The sequence below is a fragment of the Streptomyces sp. NPDC048352 genome (assembly GCF_040651895.1).
GTDB lineage: Bacteria > Actinomycetota > Actinomycetes > Streptomycetales > Streptomycetaceae > Streptomyces.
The window spans coordinates 43300-58871 of sequence record NZ_JBEZKZ010000033.1; the positions used below are offsets into that span (position 1 = coordinate 43300).

General features: G+C 71.1%; 15 protein-coding genes. 7 read left to right on the forward strand and 8 right to left on the reverse strand.

Features of this window, described 5'->3' with window-relative positions; translation table 11 throughout:
• Positions 1-86: 86 nt before the first annotated feature.
• The 4 genes from AB0D45_RS18855 to AB0D45_RS18870 form a co-directional block, all read right to left on the reverse strand.
• Positions 87-731 carry a class I SAM-dependent methyltransferase gene (locus tag AB0D45_RS18855; RefSeq protein WP_362460242.1) on the reverse strand — a complete coding sequence of 215 codons (645 nt, stop codon included), beginning with the start codon at positions 729-731 and terminating at the stop codon, positions 87-89.
• A gap of 119 nt (positions 732-850) precedes the next feature.
• Positions 851-1660: a GNAT family N-acetyltransferase gene (locus AB0D45_RS18860; protein ID WP_362460245.1), complete on the reverse strand. Its 810-nt coding sequence runs from the start codon at positions 1658-1660 to the stop codon at positions 851-853.
• Positions 1661-1719: 59 nt separating this feature from the next.
• Entirely contained in the window at positions 1720-1992 is a 273-nt protein-coding gene (locus tag AB0D45_RS18865; protein WP_361605974.1) for a protealysin inhibitor emfourin, read from the reverse strand.
• A 50-nt stretch (positions 1993-2042) separates the two neighbouring features.
• Complete coding sequence (locus tag AB0D45_RS18870; RefSeq protein WP_362460248.1) at positions 2043-3119, reverse strand: M4 family metallopeptidase; 1077 nt, start codon at positions 3117-3119, stop codon at positions 2043-2045.
• Between the two features lie 364 nt (positions 3120-3483).
• Between AB0D45_RS18870 and leuA the strand changes: the two genes are divergently transcribed.
• The 6 genes from leuA to AB0D45_RS18900 all read left to right on the forward strand — a co-directional run bounded on the left by leuA (position 3484) and on the right by AB0D45_RS18900 (position 10817).
• Positions 3484-5247, forward strand: a complete 1764-nt coding sequence (gene leuA / locus AB0D45_RS18875; RefSeq protein ID WP_361605980.1) for a 2-isopropylmalate synthase — start codon at positions 3484-3486, stop codon at positions 5245-5247.
• 351 nt (positions 5248-5598) lie between these two features.
• Positions 5599-6294: a TerB family tellurite resistance protein gene (locus tag AB0D45_RS18880; protein WP_361605983.1), complete on the forward strand. Its 696-nt coding sequence runs from the start codon at positions 5599-5601 to the stop codon at positions 6292-6294.
• 580 nt (positions 6295-6874) lie between these two features.
• Positions 6875-8602: a nucleobase:cation symporter-2 family protein gene (locus AB0D45_RS18885; RefSeq protein ID WP_362460251.1), complete on the forward strand. Its 1728-nt coding sequence runs from the start codon at positions 6875-6877 to the stop codon at positions 8600-8602.
• 84 nt (positions 8603-8686) lie between these two features.
• Positions 8687-9433 carry a DNA repair protein RecO gene (gene recO, locus AB0D45_RS18890; protein ID WP_361603939.1) on the forward strand — a complete coding sequence of 249 codons (747 nt, stop codon included), beginning with the start codon at positions 8687-8689 and terminating at the stop codon, positions 9431-9433.
• Positions 9434-9444: 11 nt separating this feature from the next.
• Positions 9445-10266, forward strand: a complete 822-nt coding sequence (locus AB0D45_RS18895; protein WP_362460254.1) for an isoprenyl transferase — start codon at positions 9445-9447, stop codon at positions 10264-10266.
• Between the two features lie 23 nt (positions 10267-10289).
• Entirely contained in the window at positions 10290-10817 is a 528-nt protein-coding gene (locus AB0D45_RS18900) for a YcxB family protein (RefSeq protein WP_362460257.1), read from the forward strand.
• Positions 10818-10845: 28 nt separating this feature from the next.
• Here AB0D45_RS18900 and AB0D45_RS18905 read toward each other — a convergent pair whose 3' ends face one another.
• Genes AB0D45_RS18905 through AB0D45_RS18920 form a run of 4 tightly spaced genes read right to left on the reverse strand, consistent with a single transcriptional unit; the run spans position 10846 to position 13978 of the window.
• Positions 10846-11274 (reverse strand): transcriptional repressor, encoded by a 429-nt coding sequence (locus tag AB0D45_RS18905; protein WP_361603930.1) that lies wholly within the window; start codon positions 11272-11274, stop codon positions 10846-10848.
• A 51-nt stretch (positions 11275-11325) separates the two neighbouring features.
• Complete coding sequence (locus AB0D45_RS18910; RefSeq protein ID WP_362460260.1) at positions 11326-12189, reverse strand: metal ABC transporter permease; 864 nt, start codon at positions 12187-12189, stop codon at positions 11326-11328.
• Entirely contained in the window at positions 12189-12980 is a 792-nt protein-coding gene (locus tag AB0D45_RS18915) for a metal ABC transporter ATP-binding protein (RefSeq protein WP_362460302.1), read from the reverse strand. Before AB0D45_RS18915 ends, AB0D45_RS18910 begins: the two co-directional genes overlap by 1 nt.
• A gap of 26 nt (positions 12981-13006) precedes the next feature.
• Positions 13007-13978: a metal ABC transporter substrate-binding protein gene (locus AB0D45_RS18920; protein WP_362460263.1), complete on the reverse strand. Its 972-nt coding sequence runs from the start codon at positions 13976-13978 to the stop codon at positions 13007-13009.
• Positions 13979-14132: 154 nt separating this feature from the next.
• Here AB0D45_RS18920 and AB0D45_RS18925 point away from each other — a divergent pair, with 154 nt between their 5' ends.
• On the forward strand, positions 14133-15515 hold the full coding sequence (locus AB0D45_RS18925; RefSeq protein WP_361603921.1) for a glycine--tRNA ligase: 1383 nt from the start codon (positions 14133-14135) through the stop codon (positions 15513-15515).
• Positions 15516-15572 lie beyond the last annotated feature (57 nt).

Below are 15572 nucleotides of genomic sequence, written 5' to 3' on the forward strand. Positions count from 1 at the left end.
GTACTGGACGTACTCGGGCGGGCCCGACAACGCGGCGAGGTGCGGTGCCAGGCGTCGCAGGGCAGGCGGGACTTTGCGGACACCCCCTAGCGCAGCCTGTGTACCTTCAGCGCGTTGTCCGGGCGGGTCCCCGGCCGGCCGTCCGGGCCGGTCAGGGCCTGGACGTGCTCGGCCGCGAGCAGCACCTCCCAGCCGCCCCGCGGCAGCTCCAGCCCGGCGAGGACCTCCTCGGCGGTCGGGAAGTGCAGGTCGCGGTGCGCGTCCGGGTCCCAGGACGGCCCGCCCGCGTGGCCCGCGACCAGCAGGACCCCGCCGGGGGCCACGGCCGCGGCGGCCCTGCGCAGGATCCGCTCGCGCGGGAAGTCCCCGTAGGAGTGCAGGAAGCACGCGGAGACCAGGTCGAACTCCCCGCCGGGGAAGGACTCCGCCAGGTCGTGCCGCTCCAGCGCGACGCGGCCGGCGATCCCCGCCTCGGCGGCGTGCTCGGCCGCCCGCTCCAGGGCCACCCCGGAGATGTCGGTCCCGGTGACGTGCCAGCCCCGGCGGGCCAGCCACACCGCGTCGGCGCCCTCGCCGCAGCCGAGGTCGAGGGCGCGGCCGGGGGTGAGGCCCGACACCTCGCGCACCAGCACCTCGTTGGCCCTGCCGCTCCAGATGCGGCTGCTCTCGCGGTAGCGGGCGTCCCAGAACTCCTCGCCCGCGGGCTGGTCCTGGTGGTGGTGTCCGGACATGGGGGCCTCTTCCTCTACGGGTCCGCCGGCACGGCTACGGGTCCGCCGGCCCGGCCGATGCTGCTCCGCGCCCACCGCCCGGGCAACTTCCGTTGCCGTTCCGGCAAACCCGCCGGGCCTCAGGCCGCCGGTTCGGCGATCAGGGCCGTCCCCACCCGGCGGAAGCCGGCCCGGGCGTAGATCCGGGCCACGTCCTCGTCCCCGGCGGAGAGGAAGACCGTGCGGGCCCCGCGGGCGCGGGCCTCGGCGACCAGCGCCGCCGTCACCCCGAGGGCCAGCCCCTGGCGCCGCGCCGCGGGCAGGGTGCCGACGCCGACGACCTCGGCGACGTCCCCGACCGGGTTGTACTGGCCGGAGCACAGCACGAGCCCGTCGCGCACGGCCGCGGCCATCGCGGTGCGCCCGTCCGCGAGCATCGCCGAGACCCGGGCCCGGTGCTCCTCGGACGCCGGGTCCTCCAGCGCCGCGGCGAGCTCCGCCGGTCCCGCCGCGCCCAGGGCCGTGCCCGGCTCGCCGAAGGCCAGCGCCGGCACGGTCACGGCGGCCCGCAGCAGCGGGTCGTCGGCGCCGAGCAGCCGCACCTCGGGATGCGGCGGCAGCGGTTCGGCGTCCTCCTTGAGCGCCATCAGCGGGTGCGCGTGCACGTGGAGGCCCGCTTCCTCGACGACGGCCCGCAGTGAGGGGCTGGTTTCGGCCACCCACTCGAAGGACTCGGGCACCTTCAGTTCCCGCTGCCTCTCCAGCACCTTCCGCACGTCCGCGGCGGTCGCACCGGAGGCACCGCCCAGCGCGGGCCGTGCGTAGTACTGCCAGCCGAGCCCCTCCTGTACGAAGAGGGTCAGCGGCCCGAAGTCCTCGCTCCGCGCCCCGCCCCTGCGGGGGACGGTGTCGTAGTACTGCTCCAGGGCGGCCAAGATCGTTGAGGTCATCCGGCCATCAAAGCAAAGCCGCCCCGAAGCGGCACGTGGTTTGCCCCGGGCCCGGCCCCCTAGGCGCCTTCCTTCAGCACCCGCGAGACCAGGTCGCGCTGGGCGTCCGACAGGTGCGGGTCGTGGCAGGACACCGTCCGCCCGTCCACCGTGATCCGGTACGCGAACCCGTCCCGCACCCCGTCGTGCCCCTGGGCGGCCCGGGGATCGGGCCGCAGGGCCAGCAGGGCCAGCGCCTGCCACTCCTCCTCGTCGGGCCGGCCCGAGGTGTCCACCTCGGCCCGGCGCTCGATCCCCGCGAAACCGCCCGTCCGCACCACTTCGATCCGCATGGTGCCCCTTCTACCCGCAACCGCGCCGCCGGCCAAGGCCCGCCGTCGGCCTAGCCGAGGCCGACGGCGGACCAGGCCTTCTGGAGCGCCCGGTGCTCCGCGCCGCCCTCCCCGTACCGGGCGACCGCCGCGGCCACCGACAGCCGGGCGAAGTCCGTGAAGTCCGCCCTCTCGCCCAGCTGCCCGCCGGTCAGCGTGTCGTACCAGATCTGCCCGGCCCGCTCCCAGGCCTTGCCGCCCAGCTCGGTCGCCGCGATGTAGAAGGCGTGGTTGGGGATCCCGGAGTTGATGTGGACGCCGCCGTTGTCGCGCGTGGTGTCGACGTAGTCGTCCATCGTCGCGGGCTGCGGGTCCTTGCCGAGCTCGTCGTCGTCGTACGCGGTGCCGGGCGCCTTCATCGAGCGCAGCGCGGCCCCGGTCACGTTGGGCCCCAGCAGCCCCGCTCCGATCAGCCAGTCCGCCTGGTCGGCGGTCTGCCCGAGGGAGTACTGCTTGATCAGCGAGCCGAAGACGTCCGACATCGACTCGTTGAGCGCTCCGGACTGGCCGTGGTAGTCGAGGTTGGCCGTGTACTGGGTGACGCCGTGGGCCAGCTCGTGTCCGATGACGTCCACCGACACCGTGAAATCGAGGAACAGGTCGCCGTCACCGTCGCCGAAGACCATCTGCCGGCCGTCCCAGAAGGCGTTGTTGTAGTCCTCGCCGTAGTGGACGGTGGCGTCCAGCGGCAGGCCGGAGTCGTCGATGGAGTGCCGCCCGAAGGCCTTGAGGAAGAGCTCGTACGTCGCTCCCAGCCCGGCGTAGGCGCGGTTGACGGTGGCGTCCCCGACCGGTTCGGAGCCCTCCCCGCGGACCTTCTTCCCGGGCAGCCGCGTGCGGTGCTGGGCGTCGTAGACCGTCCGCGCCGGCCCTTCGGCGGGTGCGTCGGCGAGATCGGGGACGATGCCCCGCAGCGCGCTGACCTGCCGCCGTACGCGCAGGGCGCCGTCGTGCTCGAGGGTCCGCAGGGCGGCATCGGCCCGCGCGGGGTCCGGGGACTGGGCGGCCTTGCGCAGCAGGTGGGGCGGCACCACCGTGCACAGGACGGGGCGGTTAGGGCTGTGGCCTGGGGAAAGGAAGGCATTCATGGACGAAATGTGGCAGTGGGTCATGACGCTGTCACTACCTGCAACCATGATTCATTCGGTTGTCTCAAATGCGCGGCGCCGCGTTGACGGATCACCCTGACCTGGACGCGGTGAAAGAGTCATAGGCCACAAAGGGTGCAAATCGGACCCTCGGGTCTTGCATACTGAAACAGGTCCTCGCGATACGGCGCGGCTCGGTTAGGCTCGGCCCATCATGCGTTTCGGGCTGCTTCTCCTTAGCTGCCGCGGCGAGGGTCTGTAGTCGTAGGCCGGCCCCCTCCCCGCGGAGTTTGGTGTTGCGGTTTTTACGACCGCCGTCGGCCGTTCAGCGAACTACACGCGGACACGCGAGGAGCCCAACGCCATGAGCCAGCAGCCTTTTGTCGGTCGTCCCACGCCCATCACCAACGCGACCCACACCCAGAAGCCCTCCGGGATGCCGATCCACAAGTACGGCCGGTACGAGCAGGTGGACATCCCGGACCGCACCTGGCCGGACGCCCGCGTCACCAAGGCCCCGCGCTGGCTCTCCACCGACCTGCGCGACGGCAACCAGTCGCTGATCGACCCCATGACCCCCGCCCGCAAGCGCGAGATGTTCGACCTGCTGGTACGCATGGGCTACAAGGAGATCGAGGTCGGCTTCCCGTCCTCCGGCGAGACCGACTTCGCCTTCGTGCGCTCCATCATCGAAGAGGGCGCGATCCCGGACGACGTCACCATCTCCGTACTGACCCAGGCCCGCGAGGACCTGATCGAGCGGACCGTCGAGTCGCTGGTCGGCGCCAAGCGCGCCACCGTGCACCTGTACAACGCGACCGCCCCGACCTTCCGCCGGGTCGTCTTCCGCGGCTCCAAGGAGCAGATCAAGCAGATCGCCGTCGACGGCACCCGCCTGGTCATGGAGTACGCCGACAAGCTGCTGGGCCCCGAGACCGTCTTCGGCTACCAGTACAGCCCGGAGATCTTCACCGACACCGAGCTGGACTTCGCCCTGGAGGTCTGCGAGGCCGTCTGTGACGTCTGGCAGCCGGCCGAGGGCCGCGAGATCATCCTGAACCTGCCCGCCACCGTGGAGCGCTCGACGCCCTCCACGCACGCGGACCGCTTCGAGTGGATGGCCCGCAACCTGACCCGCCGCGAGCACGTCTGCATCTCCGTGCACCCCCACAACGACCGCGGCACCGCCGTCGCCGCCGCCGAGCTGGCGCTGATGGCCGGCGCCGACCGCATCGAGGGCTGCCTGTTCGGACAGGGCGAGCGCACCGGCAACGTCGACCTGATCACGCTGGGCATGAACCTGTTCTCGCAGGGCATCGACCCGCAGATCGACTTCTCGCAGATCGACGAGATCCGCCGCACCAGCGAGTACTGCAACCAGATGGAGGTCCACCCGCGCCACCCCTACGCGGGCGACCTGGTCTACACCGCCTTCTCCGGCTCCCACCAGGACGCCATCAAGAAGGGCTTCGACGCCATGGAGGCCGACGCGGCCGCCCAGGGCAAGACCGTCGACGACATCGAGTGGGCGGTCCCCTACCTGCCCATCGACCCGAAGGACGTCGGCCGCTCCTACGAGGCGGTCATCCGGGTCAACTCGCAGTCCGGCAAGGGCGGCATCGCGTACGTCCTGAAGAACGACCACAAGCTGGACCTGCCGCGCCGCATGCAGATCGAGTTCTCGCGGATCATCCAGGCCAAGACCGACGCCGAGGGCGGCGAGGTCACGCCGAAGGCGATCTGGGACGTCTTCTCGGACGAGTACCTGCCCAACCCCGAGAACCCGTGGGGCCGCATCCAGCTGCGCTCCGGCTCGACCGCCACCGACAAGGACGGCACCGACACGCTGACCGTCGAGGCGGTCGTGGACGGCGTGGAGACGGTCCTGAACGGTACCGGCAACGGTCCGATCTCGGCCTTCTTCGACGCGCTGGCCGGCATCGGCGTCGACGCCCGCCTGCTGGACTACACCGAGCACACGATGAGCGAGGGAGCCTCCGCCGTGGCCGCCTCGTACATCGAGTGCGCGATCGACGGCCGGGTCCTGTGGGGCATCGGCATCGACGCCAACACCACCCGCGCCTCCCTGAAGGCGGTCATCTCCGCCGTCAACCGCGCCGGCCGCTGACCGCGCGCACCGGAACCCCGCCCCTCCTTCCGGAGGGGCGGGGTTCCGCCGTTCCCGGGGCCGCTCGGCGGGCCAGGCGGCCGTCTCCAGGGCCGGCGCCCGCTCCGTACGGATGGTCCCGGGGGCCACCGCGTTGACGCGGATCCCGTGGGCCGCCCGCTCCACCGGGAGGGGAAGCCGGGGCGGCGGCGGGGGCGCACTTCGGCCAACTCGCGCCCCCGCACGATGTTGTCTTGTCGCACGACTGACGCAGCCTCACCGATGTGGCTAACATCACGCCCACCCGGCGGTGCTGCCGGTGGGGGTCCCGCCCGTGCCCGCAGGGCCACGGGGGAGCTACGGAGGTGCGACGTGCTGCCAGTTCGGGGTGGGGACGGCCGGAAGCTGACGGTCTGGGGCATCCGTACCACCTGGAGCACCGTGGGCGACGGGGAGTTCTTCTGCCCCGGGTGCGGCGGTGACCGCAACTACCGCCGGCGCACCGGACGCAGGCGCTTCACCGTGCTCGGCGTGCCGCTGCTGCCGCGCGGCCAGGCCGGGCCCGTCGTCGAATGCCAGGGCTGCCGGCAGCGCTTCGACACCGACGTGCTGGACCACCTGACCACCACCCGCTTCTCGGCGCTGCTGCGCGACGCCGTGCACACCGTGGCGCTGGCCGTGCTCGCGGCGGGCGGCACCGCCTCGCGCAGCGCGCTGGAGGCCGCCGTGTCGGCCGTACGGGCCGCCGGGTTCACGGACTGCACCGCGGAGCAGCTGGAGTCCCTGGTGGACGCGCTGGCCACCGACGAGGGCCGGCTGGGGCTGTACGACGGGCCCGAGTGCTGCGGGGCCGCGCTGTCGATCGAGCTCCACGAGGCGCTCGAGCCGCTCGCCCCGCACCTGGCGGGGCCGGGGCGGGAATCGATCCTGCTCCAGGGTGCGCGGATCGCCCTCGCGGACGGGCCGTACATCCCGGCCGAGCGCGAGGTGCTGGCCACCGTCGGCGCGGCGCTGCGGATGGGTACGGACGAGGTGGCGGAACTGCTGTCGGCGGTCCGGGCGCCCTAAGGGGAACGCGTACGGAGGTCCGGGCCCGGCGGGATTTCGCCGGGCCCGGCCGCGTTCCGGGCGCCGAAACCGGCCCGAAAGGGGCGCGGGGGAGGTAACGATCCGGCCTCACGGGGGTGAACCGGGACGCCCCCGCATCCGTGCAAGGGTGTGGAGCCCGCTCTTCCGTACAAAAGTTCCGCATTTCGGACAGCCGGAATGGGCCCTCGGATTTGCGTGGCCGAATACGTGTGAACCCGGTAGGGGCGCGTCTGGGCGGGAAACTTCGCAGCTGCGCAGCAGGCAAGCCGCATCGCCGATCCTCCGCCCATACCCCCGCTGCGGGCGGGTCCGCCACTGGAGGAAGCTCTAGATCGAGGGCCCCTGTGCGTCAACTCTTTGTAGAAGTCGACGATATCTGTGAGCACTTCCACAGGCGTTCAATTCCGGTCACACGAGGAGACGCCGCCGGAAACATCCGGGCGCTTCGCTCCGCGTATTCGTACGGACGACCCCGGCGGACCAACGGGTTAGCGACCCACTCCGACCAGGGCCCCCAGATTCCTCTCAGTTACCTACCTCATTGAAGGGCAAGGCAGAGATGGCACGTGTCGCCGCCCGGCTTTCCGCCAACGGAGAGCAGAGCTCGCACCCGGTCGACGAGGTGCTCCCCCTCCCCAAGCTCGCGCTGTACGGCTTCCAGCACGTACTCGCCTTCTACGCCGGCGCGGTGATCGTCCCGATCATCGTGGGCAGCGCACTCAAGCTGAGCCCTGAACAGCTCGTCTACCTGATCAACGCGGACCTCTTCACCTGCGGCATCGCCTCGATCATCCAGGCCTGGGGCATCGGCCGGATCGGCGCGCGGCTGCCGCTGATCCAGGGCGTGACCTTCACGGCCGTCTCCCCGATGATCGCCATAGGCCTCGGCGCCGGCGGCGGCACCGCCGCGCTGCTGGTCATCTACGGCGCGGTCATCACGGCCGGCCTCGCCACCTTCGCCTTCGCCTGGCTGCCCGCCAAGGCGTTCCGGACGGTGATGCGGCTCTTCCCGCCGGTGGTCACCGGCACCGTGATCACGGTGCTGGGCATCGTCCTGATCCCGGTCGGCCTCAACGACGCGGCCGGCGGTCTCGGCAGCCCCGACTTCGGCGAGCCGAAGAACTTCGCCTACGCCGGCGGCACGATGCTCTTCATCCTCGTCCTGATGAAGCTGGGCAAGCCGTTCCTGTCCAGCATCTCCATCCTCCTCGGCCTGGTCGTCGGCACCGCCGCCGCGTTCGCCCTCGGCGACGCGAAGTTCGGCGACGTCGGCAACGCGGGCTGGATCGGCGTCAGCACCCCCTTCCACTTCGGCGTCCCGAAGTTCGAGTGGTTCCCGATCGTCCTGATGCTGATCGTCATGCTGATCACCATGGTCGAGACGACCGGTGACACCTACGCGGTCGGCGACATCGTCGGCAAGGAGGTCGACAGCGAGACCGTGGCCCGCGCCCTGCGTGCCGACGGCGCGGCGACCGCCCTCGGCGGCATCCTCAACTCCTTCCCGTACGTGGCCTTCGCGGAGAACGTCGGCCTGGTGCGGATGACCAAGGTCAAGAGCCGCTTCGTGGTCGTCGCCGCGGGTGTCTTCATGATCATCCTGGGTCTGCTGCCCAAGGCCGCCGCGATCGTCGCCGCCGTCCCGCACGGAGTGCTCGGCGGCGCCGCCACCGTCATGTTCGCGATGGTCGCCCTGGCCGGTATCCAGACCCTCGGCAAGGTGGACCTGAAGGAGGAGAAGAACGCGCTGGTCGTCGGCGTCTCCCTCGCCTTCGCCCTGCTCCCGGCCACCGTCCCGGTCCTCTTCTCGAAGCACATGGACCCGGACCTGTCCTCCCTCCTCAACAGCGGTGTCACCCTCGGTGCCACGGCCGCCATCGTGCTCAACCTGGTGTTCAACGGCATGGCCGCGGACGACGTCCGGACGGCGACCCAGCCGGCCGTGCAGACGGCGATCCGGGCCGTCGAGCCCGGTGCCGGGACCGAGGCCGCTGCCGAGGCCGCTTCCGCGGAGGACGCTGAGGCCGCTGCCGCTCCTGCGGATGACGCCGTTGCCGAGCCCGAGGCCGAGGCCGCCACCGAGGCAGAGGCAGAGGCAGAGGCAGAGACCGTGGCCGAGCCGGTGACCGCCGCCAAGGACGAGGCAGCCGCCGAGGACGAGCCGGAGCCCGCCGCCGGGTCCGAAGCCCTGGCCGGGCTCCCCGCCCAGCCGGCGGCGGCGCCGGACGGCGCCGAGAAGGCCGGCGCGAAGGCGGCCGTGAAGGCCGGCGACGCGCCCGCCTCCTGATCCTCCCAAGGGGTGCCGACCCCCGTCCGGGCTCCGGTCCCGGACGGGGGTCGGTGCTGTCCGCGCTCAGGGGACAATGGGGCCATGAGTCTGTTCCGCGACGACGGCATCGTGCTGCGCACCCAGAAGCTGGGTGAGGCGGACCGCATCATCACGCTCCTCACCCGCGGCCACGGCCGCGTCCGGGCCGTCGCCCGCGGGGTGCGGCGTACGAAGTCCAAGTTCGGCGCCCGGCTGGAACCTTTCTCCCACGCCGACGTGCAGTTCTTCGCCCGCGGCAGCGAGCTGATCGGCCGCAGCCTGCCGCTGTGCACCCAGACCGAGATCATCGCCCCCTACGGCAACGGCATCGTCACCGACTACGCCCGCTACACCGCCGGCACGGCCATGCTGGAGACCGCCGAGCGGTTCACCGAGAACGAGGGCGAGCCCTCCGTACAGCAGTACCTGCTGCTGGTCGGCGCCCTGCGCACGCTCTCGCGCGGCGAGCACGAGCCGCACCTGATCCTCGACGCCTTCCTGCTGCGCTCCCTCGCCGTCAACGGCTACGCGCCCAGCTTCGAGGACTGCGCGAAGTGCGGGATCCACGGCCCCAACCGGCACTTCTCCGTCGCCGCGGGCGGGGTGGTGTGCGGGGACTGCCGGGTGCCCGGCAGCGTCGTACCCTCGTCGGAGGCCATCGCCCTCCTCAGCGCGCTGCTGACGGGCGACTGGGGGCATGCCGACGCCTGCGAGGCGCGTCACGTGCGGGAGGGCAGCGGGCTGGTCTCCGCCTATTTGCACTGGCATCTGGAGCGCGGGCTACGCTCCCTGCGATACGTCGAGAAATAGGAGCTGGGCACATGGCACGACGCGGGATTCTGGGACGCTCTCGCCGCGAGTACAAGGTTCCGGAGCCGCACCCGTCGGGTGCGCGTCCGCCGAAGATCCCCGGTGAGCTGGTCCCCAACCACGTCGCCATCGTCATGGACGGCAACGGCCGCTGGGCCAAGGAGCGCGGCCTGCCGCGCACGGAGGGGCACAAGGTGGGCGAGGGCGTCGTCCTCGACGTGCTCAAGGGCTGCCTGGAGATGGGCGTCAAGAACCTCTCCCTCTACGCCTTCTCGACGGAGAACTGGAAGCGCTCGCCCGACGAGGTCCGCTTCCTGATGAACTTCAACCGCGACGTCATCCGGCGCCGCCGCGACGAGATGAACGAGCTGGGCATCCGGATCCGCTGGGTCGGCCGCATGCCGAAGATGTGGAAGTCGGTCGTCCAGGAGCTCCAGATCGCGCAGGAGCAGACCGTCGACAACGACGCCATGACCCTGTACTTCTGCGTCAACTACGGCGGCCGCGCGGAGATCGCGGACGCGGCACAGGCGATCGCCCGGGACGTCGCGGCCGGCAAGCTGGACCCGTCGAAGGTGAACGAGAAGACCTTCGCCAAGTACATCTACTACCCGGACATGCCGGACGTGGACCTGTTCCTGCGCCCCAGCGGCGAGCAGCGCACCTCCAACTACCTGCTCTGGCAGAGCGCCTACGCCGAGATGGTCTTCCAGGACGTGCTGTGGCCGGACTTCGACCGGCGGAACCTCTGGGCGGCCTGCCTGGAGTACGCGCAGCGCGACCGCCGCTTCGGCGGCGCGGTCCCGAACCAGCCCGAGGGCTCGGCGAGCTGATCCCTCCACTAGGCTCCACCGCCATGGACATGACTGACCGGGCGGTGGAGCTGTACTACCGGGCGGCCCGCCGCGACGCGTGGGAAGTGCTGCGCTGGCGTGCGGTGAAGGTGCCCGCCGGCCGCAAGGAGCTGCTGCTGTGGCTGGTGCTGCTCCCGCTCGTGGCGCCCGCGCTGGTCGTGGCCCAGCACGGCCGGGCGGTGGACCCGGCCTCCCTGGCCCTCGCGGGCGGGGTGGGGCTGGCCCTGGGCGCGCTCTGCCTCTGGCTGGAGCGGTGGCGGACGGCGCGCCGGATGTACCGGTGGGCCTCGGAGCACCGCGAGTACAGGCTGGTGGTGACCGGGCTCGGGATCCAGAACCACCGTCCCGACGGGACGGCGGTGGCCTACCGATGGGACAAGTACAAGGGCTGGGCCGAGACCCGGGGCCTGTTCGTCCTGGTGTTCATCAACGGGGACCTGGGCTGGGTGCCCAAGCGGGACGCCCAGGAGCCCGACGATCTCGACCGGATCCGATCGCTCTTCGACCGGAACCTGACCCGTTGGGGCTGAGCCGTCCGCGCCGAGGGCCTGCCGTGAGCTAGCCGGCGGCCGCGCAGTCGGCGCAGGTGCCGAAGATCTCCACCGTGTGGGCGACGTTCACGTAGCCGTGTTCGGCCGCGATGGACTCGGCCCACTTCTCCACCGCCGGGCCCTCCACCTCGACCGCCTTGCCGCACTTGCGGCAGACCAGGTGGTGGTGGTGCTCGCCCGTGGAGCAGCGCCGGTAGACGGACTCGCCGTCGCTGGTGCGCAGGACGTCGACCTCGCCGGCGTCCGCCAGGGACTGGAGGGTGCGGTAGACGGTGGTCAGGCCCACGGAGTCACCGCGGTGCTTGAGCATGTCGTGCAGCTCCTGGGCGCTGCGGAACTCGTCCACCTCGTCCAGCGCCGCCGCGACGGCGGCCCGCTGCCGGGTGGATCGCCCTCGTACTGGCGCGGTATTCGTCTCGCCAGGCGCAGTCGCCACCGGTTCCTCCTCGTTTCGGCCTGCCGCCATTGTGCCAGGCGGCCGCCCGCCCTAGACCTTCACGTCGTCCTGGACGCAGACCTCCTCCGAGGCCCGGGAGGCCCGCGCGCGGCGCCTGGCCAGCGGGGCGGACAGGGCCGTCATCACCATGAAGACGCCGATCGCGAGCAGCACGATCGTGGCGCCCGACGGCGCGTCGATCTCGTACGTGACGGCCGTGCCCGCCAGGGAGACGGTGAGGCTGATCGCGACGGCCAGGCCCAGCGTGGCGGCGAAGCCCCGCGTGATCCGCTGGGCGGCCGCCACGGGGATCACCATCATGGCGCTGACCAGCAGCAGGCCGACGATGCGCATGGCGACGGTGACCGTGACGGCGGCGGTGACGGCGAGCAGCAGGTTCAGCGCGCGCACCGGCAGGCCGGTGACGCGGGCGAACTCCTCGTCCTGGCACACGGCGAAGAGCTGGCGGCGCATGCCGACGGTGACGGCGAGGACGAAGGCGGCGAGGATCGCCATCGCGGTGAGGTCCTCGGGCGCGACGGTGGTGATCGAGCCGAACATGGCGCTGAGCAGGCTGGTGGTGGAGCCGCCACCGACGTTGATGATCATCACGCCGCCGGCCAGGCCGCCGTAGAAGAGCATCGAGAGGGCCACGTCGCCGCTGGTCTTGCCGCGGGAGCGGATCAGTTCCATGCCGACGGCGCCGACCACGGCGATCAGGGTGGCCATCCACACGGGGCTGGTCCGCAGGACGAAGCCCAGCGCGACACCGGTCATGGCGACGTGGCCGAGGCCGTCGCCCATGACGGCCTGGCGGCGCTGGACGAGGTACGTGCCGATCGCGGGCGCGGTGATGCCCACCAGCGCGGCCGCGATCAGCGCCCGCTGCATGAAGGCGTAGTTCAGGAGGTCCATCAGCTCAGCAGTCCCGTCCGCAGGGGCTCGGCGTCGTGCGCCGCGTGGGGGTGTACGTGGTCGTGCCCGGGCAGGGCGTGCTGGCCCACGGCCTCCGGGGGCGGGCCGTCGTGCGTGACGCAGCCGTCGCGCAGGACGACGGCCCGGTCGATCAGGGGCTCCAGCGGGCCCAGCTCGTGCAGCACGAGCAGGACGGTGGTCCCGGCCTCCACCTGGCGGCGCACGGCCTTCGCCAGGACCTCCTGGTTGCCCAGGTCCACGCCCGCCATCGGCTCGTCCATGATCAGCAGTTCGGGTTCGACGGCGAGCGCCCGGGCGATGAGCACGCGCTGGTGCTGGCCGCCGGAGAGGGCGTTGACCGAGGCGTCGGCGTAGCCCTCCATGTCGACGAGGGACAGGGCGCGGTCGACGGCGGCGCGGTCGGCCTTGCGGAGCATCCCGAAGCGGGTGCGGGCGAGACGGCCGGAGGAGACGACCTCCCGGACGGTGGCCGGGACGCCGCTGGCGGCGGTGGTGCGCTGGGGGACGTAGCCGATCCGCGACCAGTCGCGGAAGCGCTTGAAGTCGGTGCCGAAGAGGGAGAGGGTGCCGCCGGTGAGCGGGACCTGGCCGACGACGGCGCGGACGGCGGTGGACTTGCCGGAGCCGTTGGCGCCGAGCAGCGCGACGACCTCGCCGCGGTGGACGGTGAGGTCGATCCCGCGCAGCACGGGGCGCGAGCCGAGCGAGGCCGTGGCCCCGCGCAGGGATATGACGGGCTGGTCGTCGGCCCCTCGTGGCGTGGACTGCATGGCGCGCGCCTCCGTTGCTGCTGTCATCACTTGGCTCCGAGTGCCTTCTGGAGGTTCTTCAGGTTGGACCGCATGACCTCGAAGTAGTCGGCGCCCTGGGACCTGTCCGTGATTCCTTCGAGGGGGTCGAGCACGTCGGTGGTGAGCCCGGTGTCCCGGGCGAGGCTCGTGGCCGTCTTGTCGCTGGCCAGCGTCTCGAAGAAGACGGTGGTGACATTGTCCTTCTTCGCGACGGCCTGGAGGTCCTTCATCCGGGCCGGGCTGGGCTCGGCCTCGGGGTCGACGCCGGAGATGCCCTCCTGGTCGAGGCCGTACCGCTCGGCGAGGTAGCCGAAGGCGGAGTGGGTGGTGATGAAGGTCCTGGACGCCGTGTTCTTCAGGCCGTCCTTGAACTCGGTGTCGAGCGCGGTCAGTTTCGCCACGAGCTCGCCGGTGTTCTTCTCGTACTCCGCGGCGTGGGCGGGGTCCGCCTTCTGCAGGGTGGCGCCGAGGCCCTTGGCGATCTCCGCGTACTTGGTGGGGTCGAGCCAGACGTGCGGGTCCCCGCCGGCTTCGTGGCCGTGGTCGTGGCCGTGTTCCTCGGCCTCCCCCTCCGCCGCGTGGTCGTGGCCCTCGTGGCCCTCGGCGCCGTGGACCTCCAGCCGGGTGAGGGCGGCCGCGTCGACGGTGTTCTTGACGCCGGACTGGGCGACGGCCTTGTCCACGGCGGGCTGGAGGCCCTTGAGGTAGAAGGCCAGGTCCGACTCGGAGAGCTGCGCGGTCTGCTTCGGCGTGATCTCCAGGTCGTGCGGCTCGACGCCCGGCTTGGTGAGGGTGGTGACCTCCACGTGCTCCTTGCCTATCTGCTCGGCGAGGAACTGCAGCGGGTAGAACGACGCCGTCACGTGGAGCTTGCCGTCCGCGGCGCCCGCCGCGCCGGAGCAGGCGGTGAGGGCCGTCGCGCCGAGGGCGACGGCGGCGGCGAGGGCGGCGCTGGGTATGAGGCGTCGTACGTTCATGACATCCATTTTCATCAAAGATGGAAACGGTTGTCAACAAGCCTGGTCGGAGGGGTACCGGAGGCCGCGGAAGGGCATACCCGATTTGAAAGGGGGGGTGCGGGCGCCGGTAACCTGAGGCATTCGCGTTCGTCCTCGTAATGAAGAGAGCACCGTGGCCGCCGACAAGATCGAAACCATCGTCAGCCTGAGCAAGCGCCGTGGCTTCGTTTACCCGTGCAGTGACATCTACGGCGGCTCCAGGGCTGCCTGGGACTACGGCCCGCTTGGTGTCGAGCTCAAGGAGAACATCAAGCGCCAGTGGTGGAAGGCCATGGTCACCGGGCGTGAGGACGTCGTCGGCCTCGACTCCTCCGTGATCCTGGCCCCCGAGGTCTGGGTGGCCTCCGGTCACGTCGCCACGTTCTCCGACCCGCTGACGGAGTGCACCTCCTGCCACAAGCGCCAGCGCGCCGACCACCTGGAAGAGGCGTACGAGGCCAAGCACGGCCGCCTCCCCGCGAACGGCCTGGCCGACATCAACTGCCCGCACTGTGGCGTGAAGGGCCAGTTCACCGAGCCGAAGCAGTTCTCCGGCATGCTGGAGACGCACCTCGGCCCGACCCAGGACACCGGCTCGAAGGCGTACCTGCGCCCGGAGACCGCACAGGGCATCTTCACCAACTTCGCCCACGTGCAGACCACCGCGCGCAAGAAGCCCCCGTTCGGCATCGCGCAGATGGGCAAGTCCTTCCGCAACGAGATCACGCCGGGCAACTTCATCTTCCGCACCCGCGAGTTCGAGCAGATGGAGATGGAGTTCTTCGTCAAGCCGGGCGAGGACGAGCAGTGGCAGGAGTACTGGATGCAGGAGCGGTGGAACTGGTACCGCGACCTCGGCATCCGCGAGGAGAACATCCGCTGGTACGAGCACCCGAAGGAGAAGCTGTCCCACTACTCGAAGCGCACCGCCGACATCGAGTACCGCTTCAACTTCGGTGGCAGTGAGTTCTCCGAGCTCGAGGGCGTCGCCAACCGCACCGACTTCGACCTCAAGGCCCACTCCGCCGCCTCCGGCCAGGACCTCGTGTACTTCGACCAGGAGACCAAGGAGAAGTACACCCCGTACGTCATCGAGCCGGCGGCCGGCGTCAACCGCGCCATGCTCGCCTTCATGCTCGACGCGTTCAACGAGGACGAGGCCCCCAACGCCAAGGGCGTCATGGAGAAGCGCACCGTGATGCGCTTCGACCCGCGCCTGGCCCCGATCAAGGTCGCCGTCCTGCCGCTGTCCCGCAACGCGCAGCTGTCGCCGAAGGCCAAGGGCCTAGCCGCCGACCTGCGCAAGTTCTGGAACATCGAGTTCGACGACGCGGGCGCCATCGGCCGCCGCTACCGCCGTCAGGACGAGATCGGTACGCCGTTCTGCGTCACCGTCGACTTCGACACCCTGGAAGACAACGCGGTGACCGTGCGCGAGCGCGACACCATGAAGCAGGAGCGCGTCTCCCTGGACCAGATCCAGAGCTACCTCGGCAGCCGCCTGCTGGGCTGCTAGTTCCCGCTGGAAGGCCGGTGGCCCGGTGCGCGATCCGCGCACCGGGCCACCGGCTTT

Bases quoted from the DNA above. Each gene is read 5' to 3' on its own strand.
- AB0D45_RS18855 (WP_362460242.1), bottom strand. From the start codon at position 731: ATGTCCGGACACCACCACCAGGACCAGCCCGCGGGCGAGGAGTTCTGG.
- AB0D45_RS18860 (WP_362460245.1), bottom strand. From the start codon at position 1,660: ATGACCTCAACGATCTTGGCCGCCCTGGAGCAGTACTACGACACCGTC.
- AB0D45_RS18865 (WP_361605974.1), bottom strand. From the start codon at position 1,992: ATGCGGATCGAAGTGGTGCGGACGGGCGGTTTCGCGGGGATCGAGCGC.
- AB0D45_RS18870 (WP_362460248.1), bottom strand. From the start codon at position 3,119: ATGAATGCCTTCCTTTCCCCAGGCCACAGCCCTAACCGCCCCGTCCTG.
- leuA (WP_361605980.1), top strand. From the start codon at position 3,484: ATGAGCCAGCAGCCTTTTGTCGGTCGTCCCACGCCCATCACCAACGCG.
- AB0D45_RS18885 (WP_362460251.1), top strand. From the start codon at position 6,875: ATGGCACGTGTCGCCGCCCGGCTTTCCGCCAACGGAGAGCAGAGCTCG.
- recO (WP_361603939.1), top strand. From the start codon at position 8,687: ATGAGTCTGTTCCGCGACGACGGCATCGTGCTGCGCACCCAGAAGCTG.
- AB0D45_RS18895 (WP_362460254.1), top strand. From the start codon at position 9,445: ATGGCACGACGCGGGATTCTGGGACGCTCTCGCCGCGAGTACAAGGTT.
- AB0D45_RS18900 (WP_362460257.1), top strand. From the start codon at position 10,290: ATGGACATGACTGACCGGGCGGTGGAGCTGTACTACCGGGCGGCCCGC.
- AB0D45_RS18910 (WP_362460260.1), bottom strand. From the start codon at position 12,189: ATGGACCTCCTGAACTACGCCTTCATGCAGCGGGCGCTGATCGCGGCC.
- AB0D45_RS18915 (WP_362460302.1), bottom strand. From the start codon at position 12,980: ATGCAGTCCACGCCACGAGGGGCCGACGACCAGCCCGTCATATCCCTG.
- AB0D45_RS18920 (WP_362460263.1), bottom strand. From the start codon at position 13,978: ATGAACGTACGACGCCTCATACCCAGCGCCGCCCTCGCCGCCGCCGTC.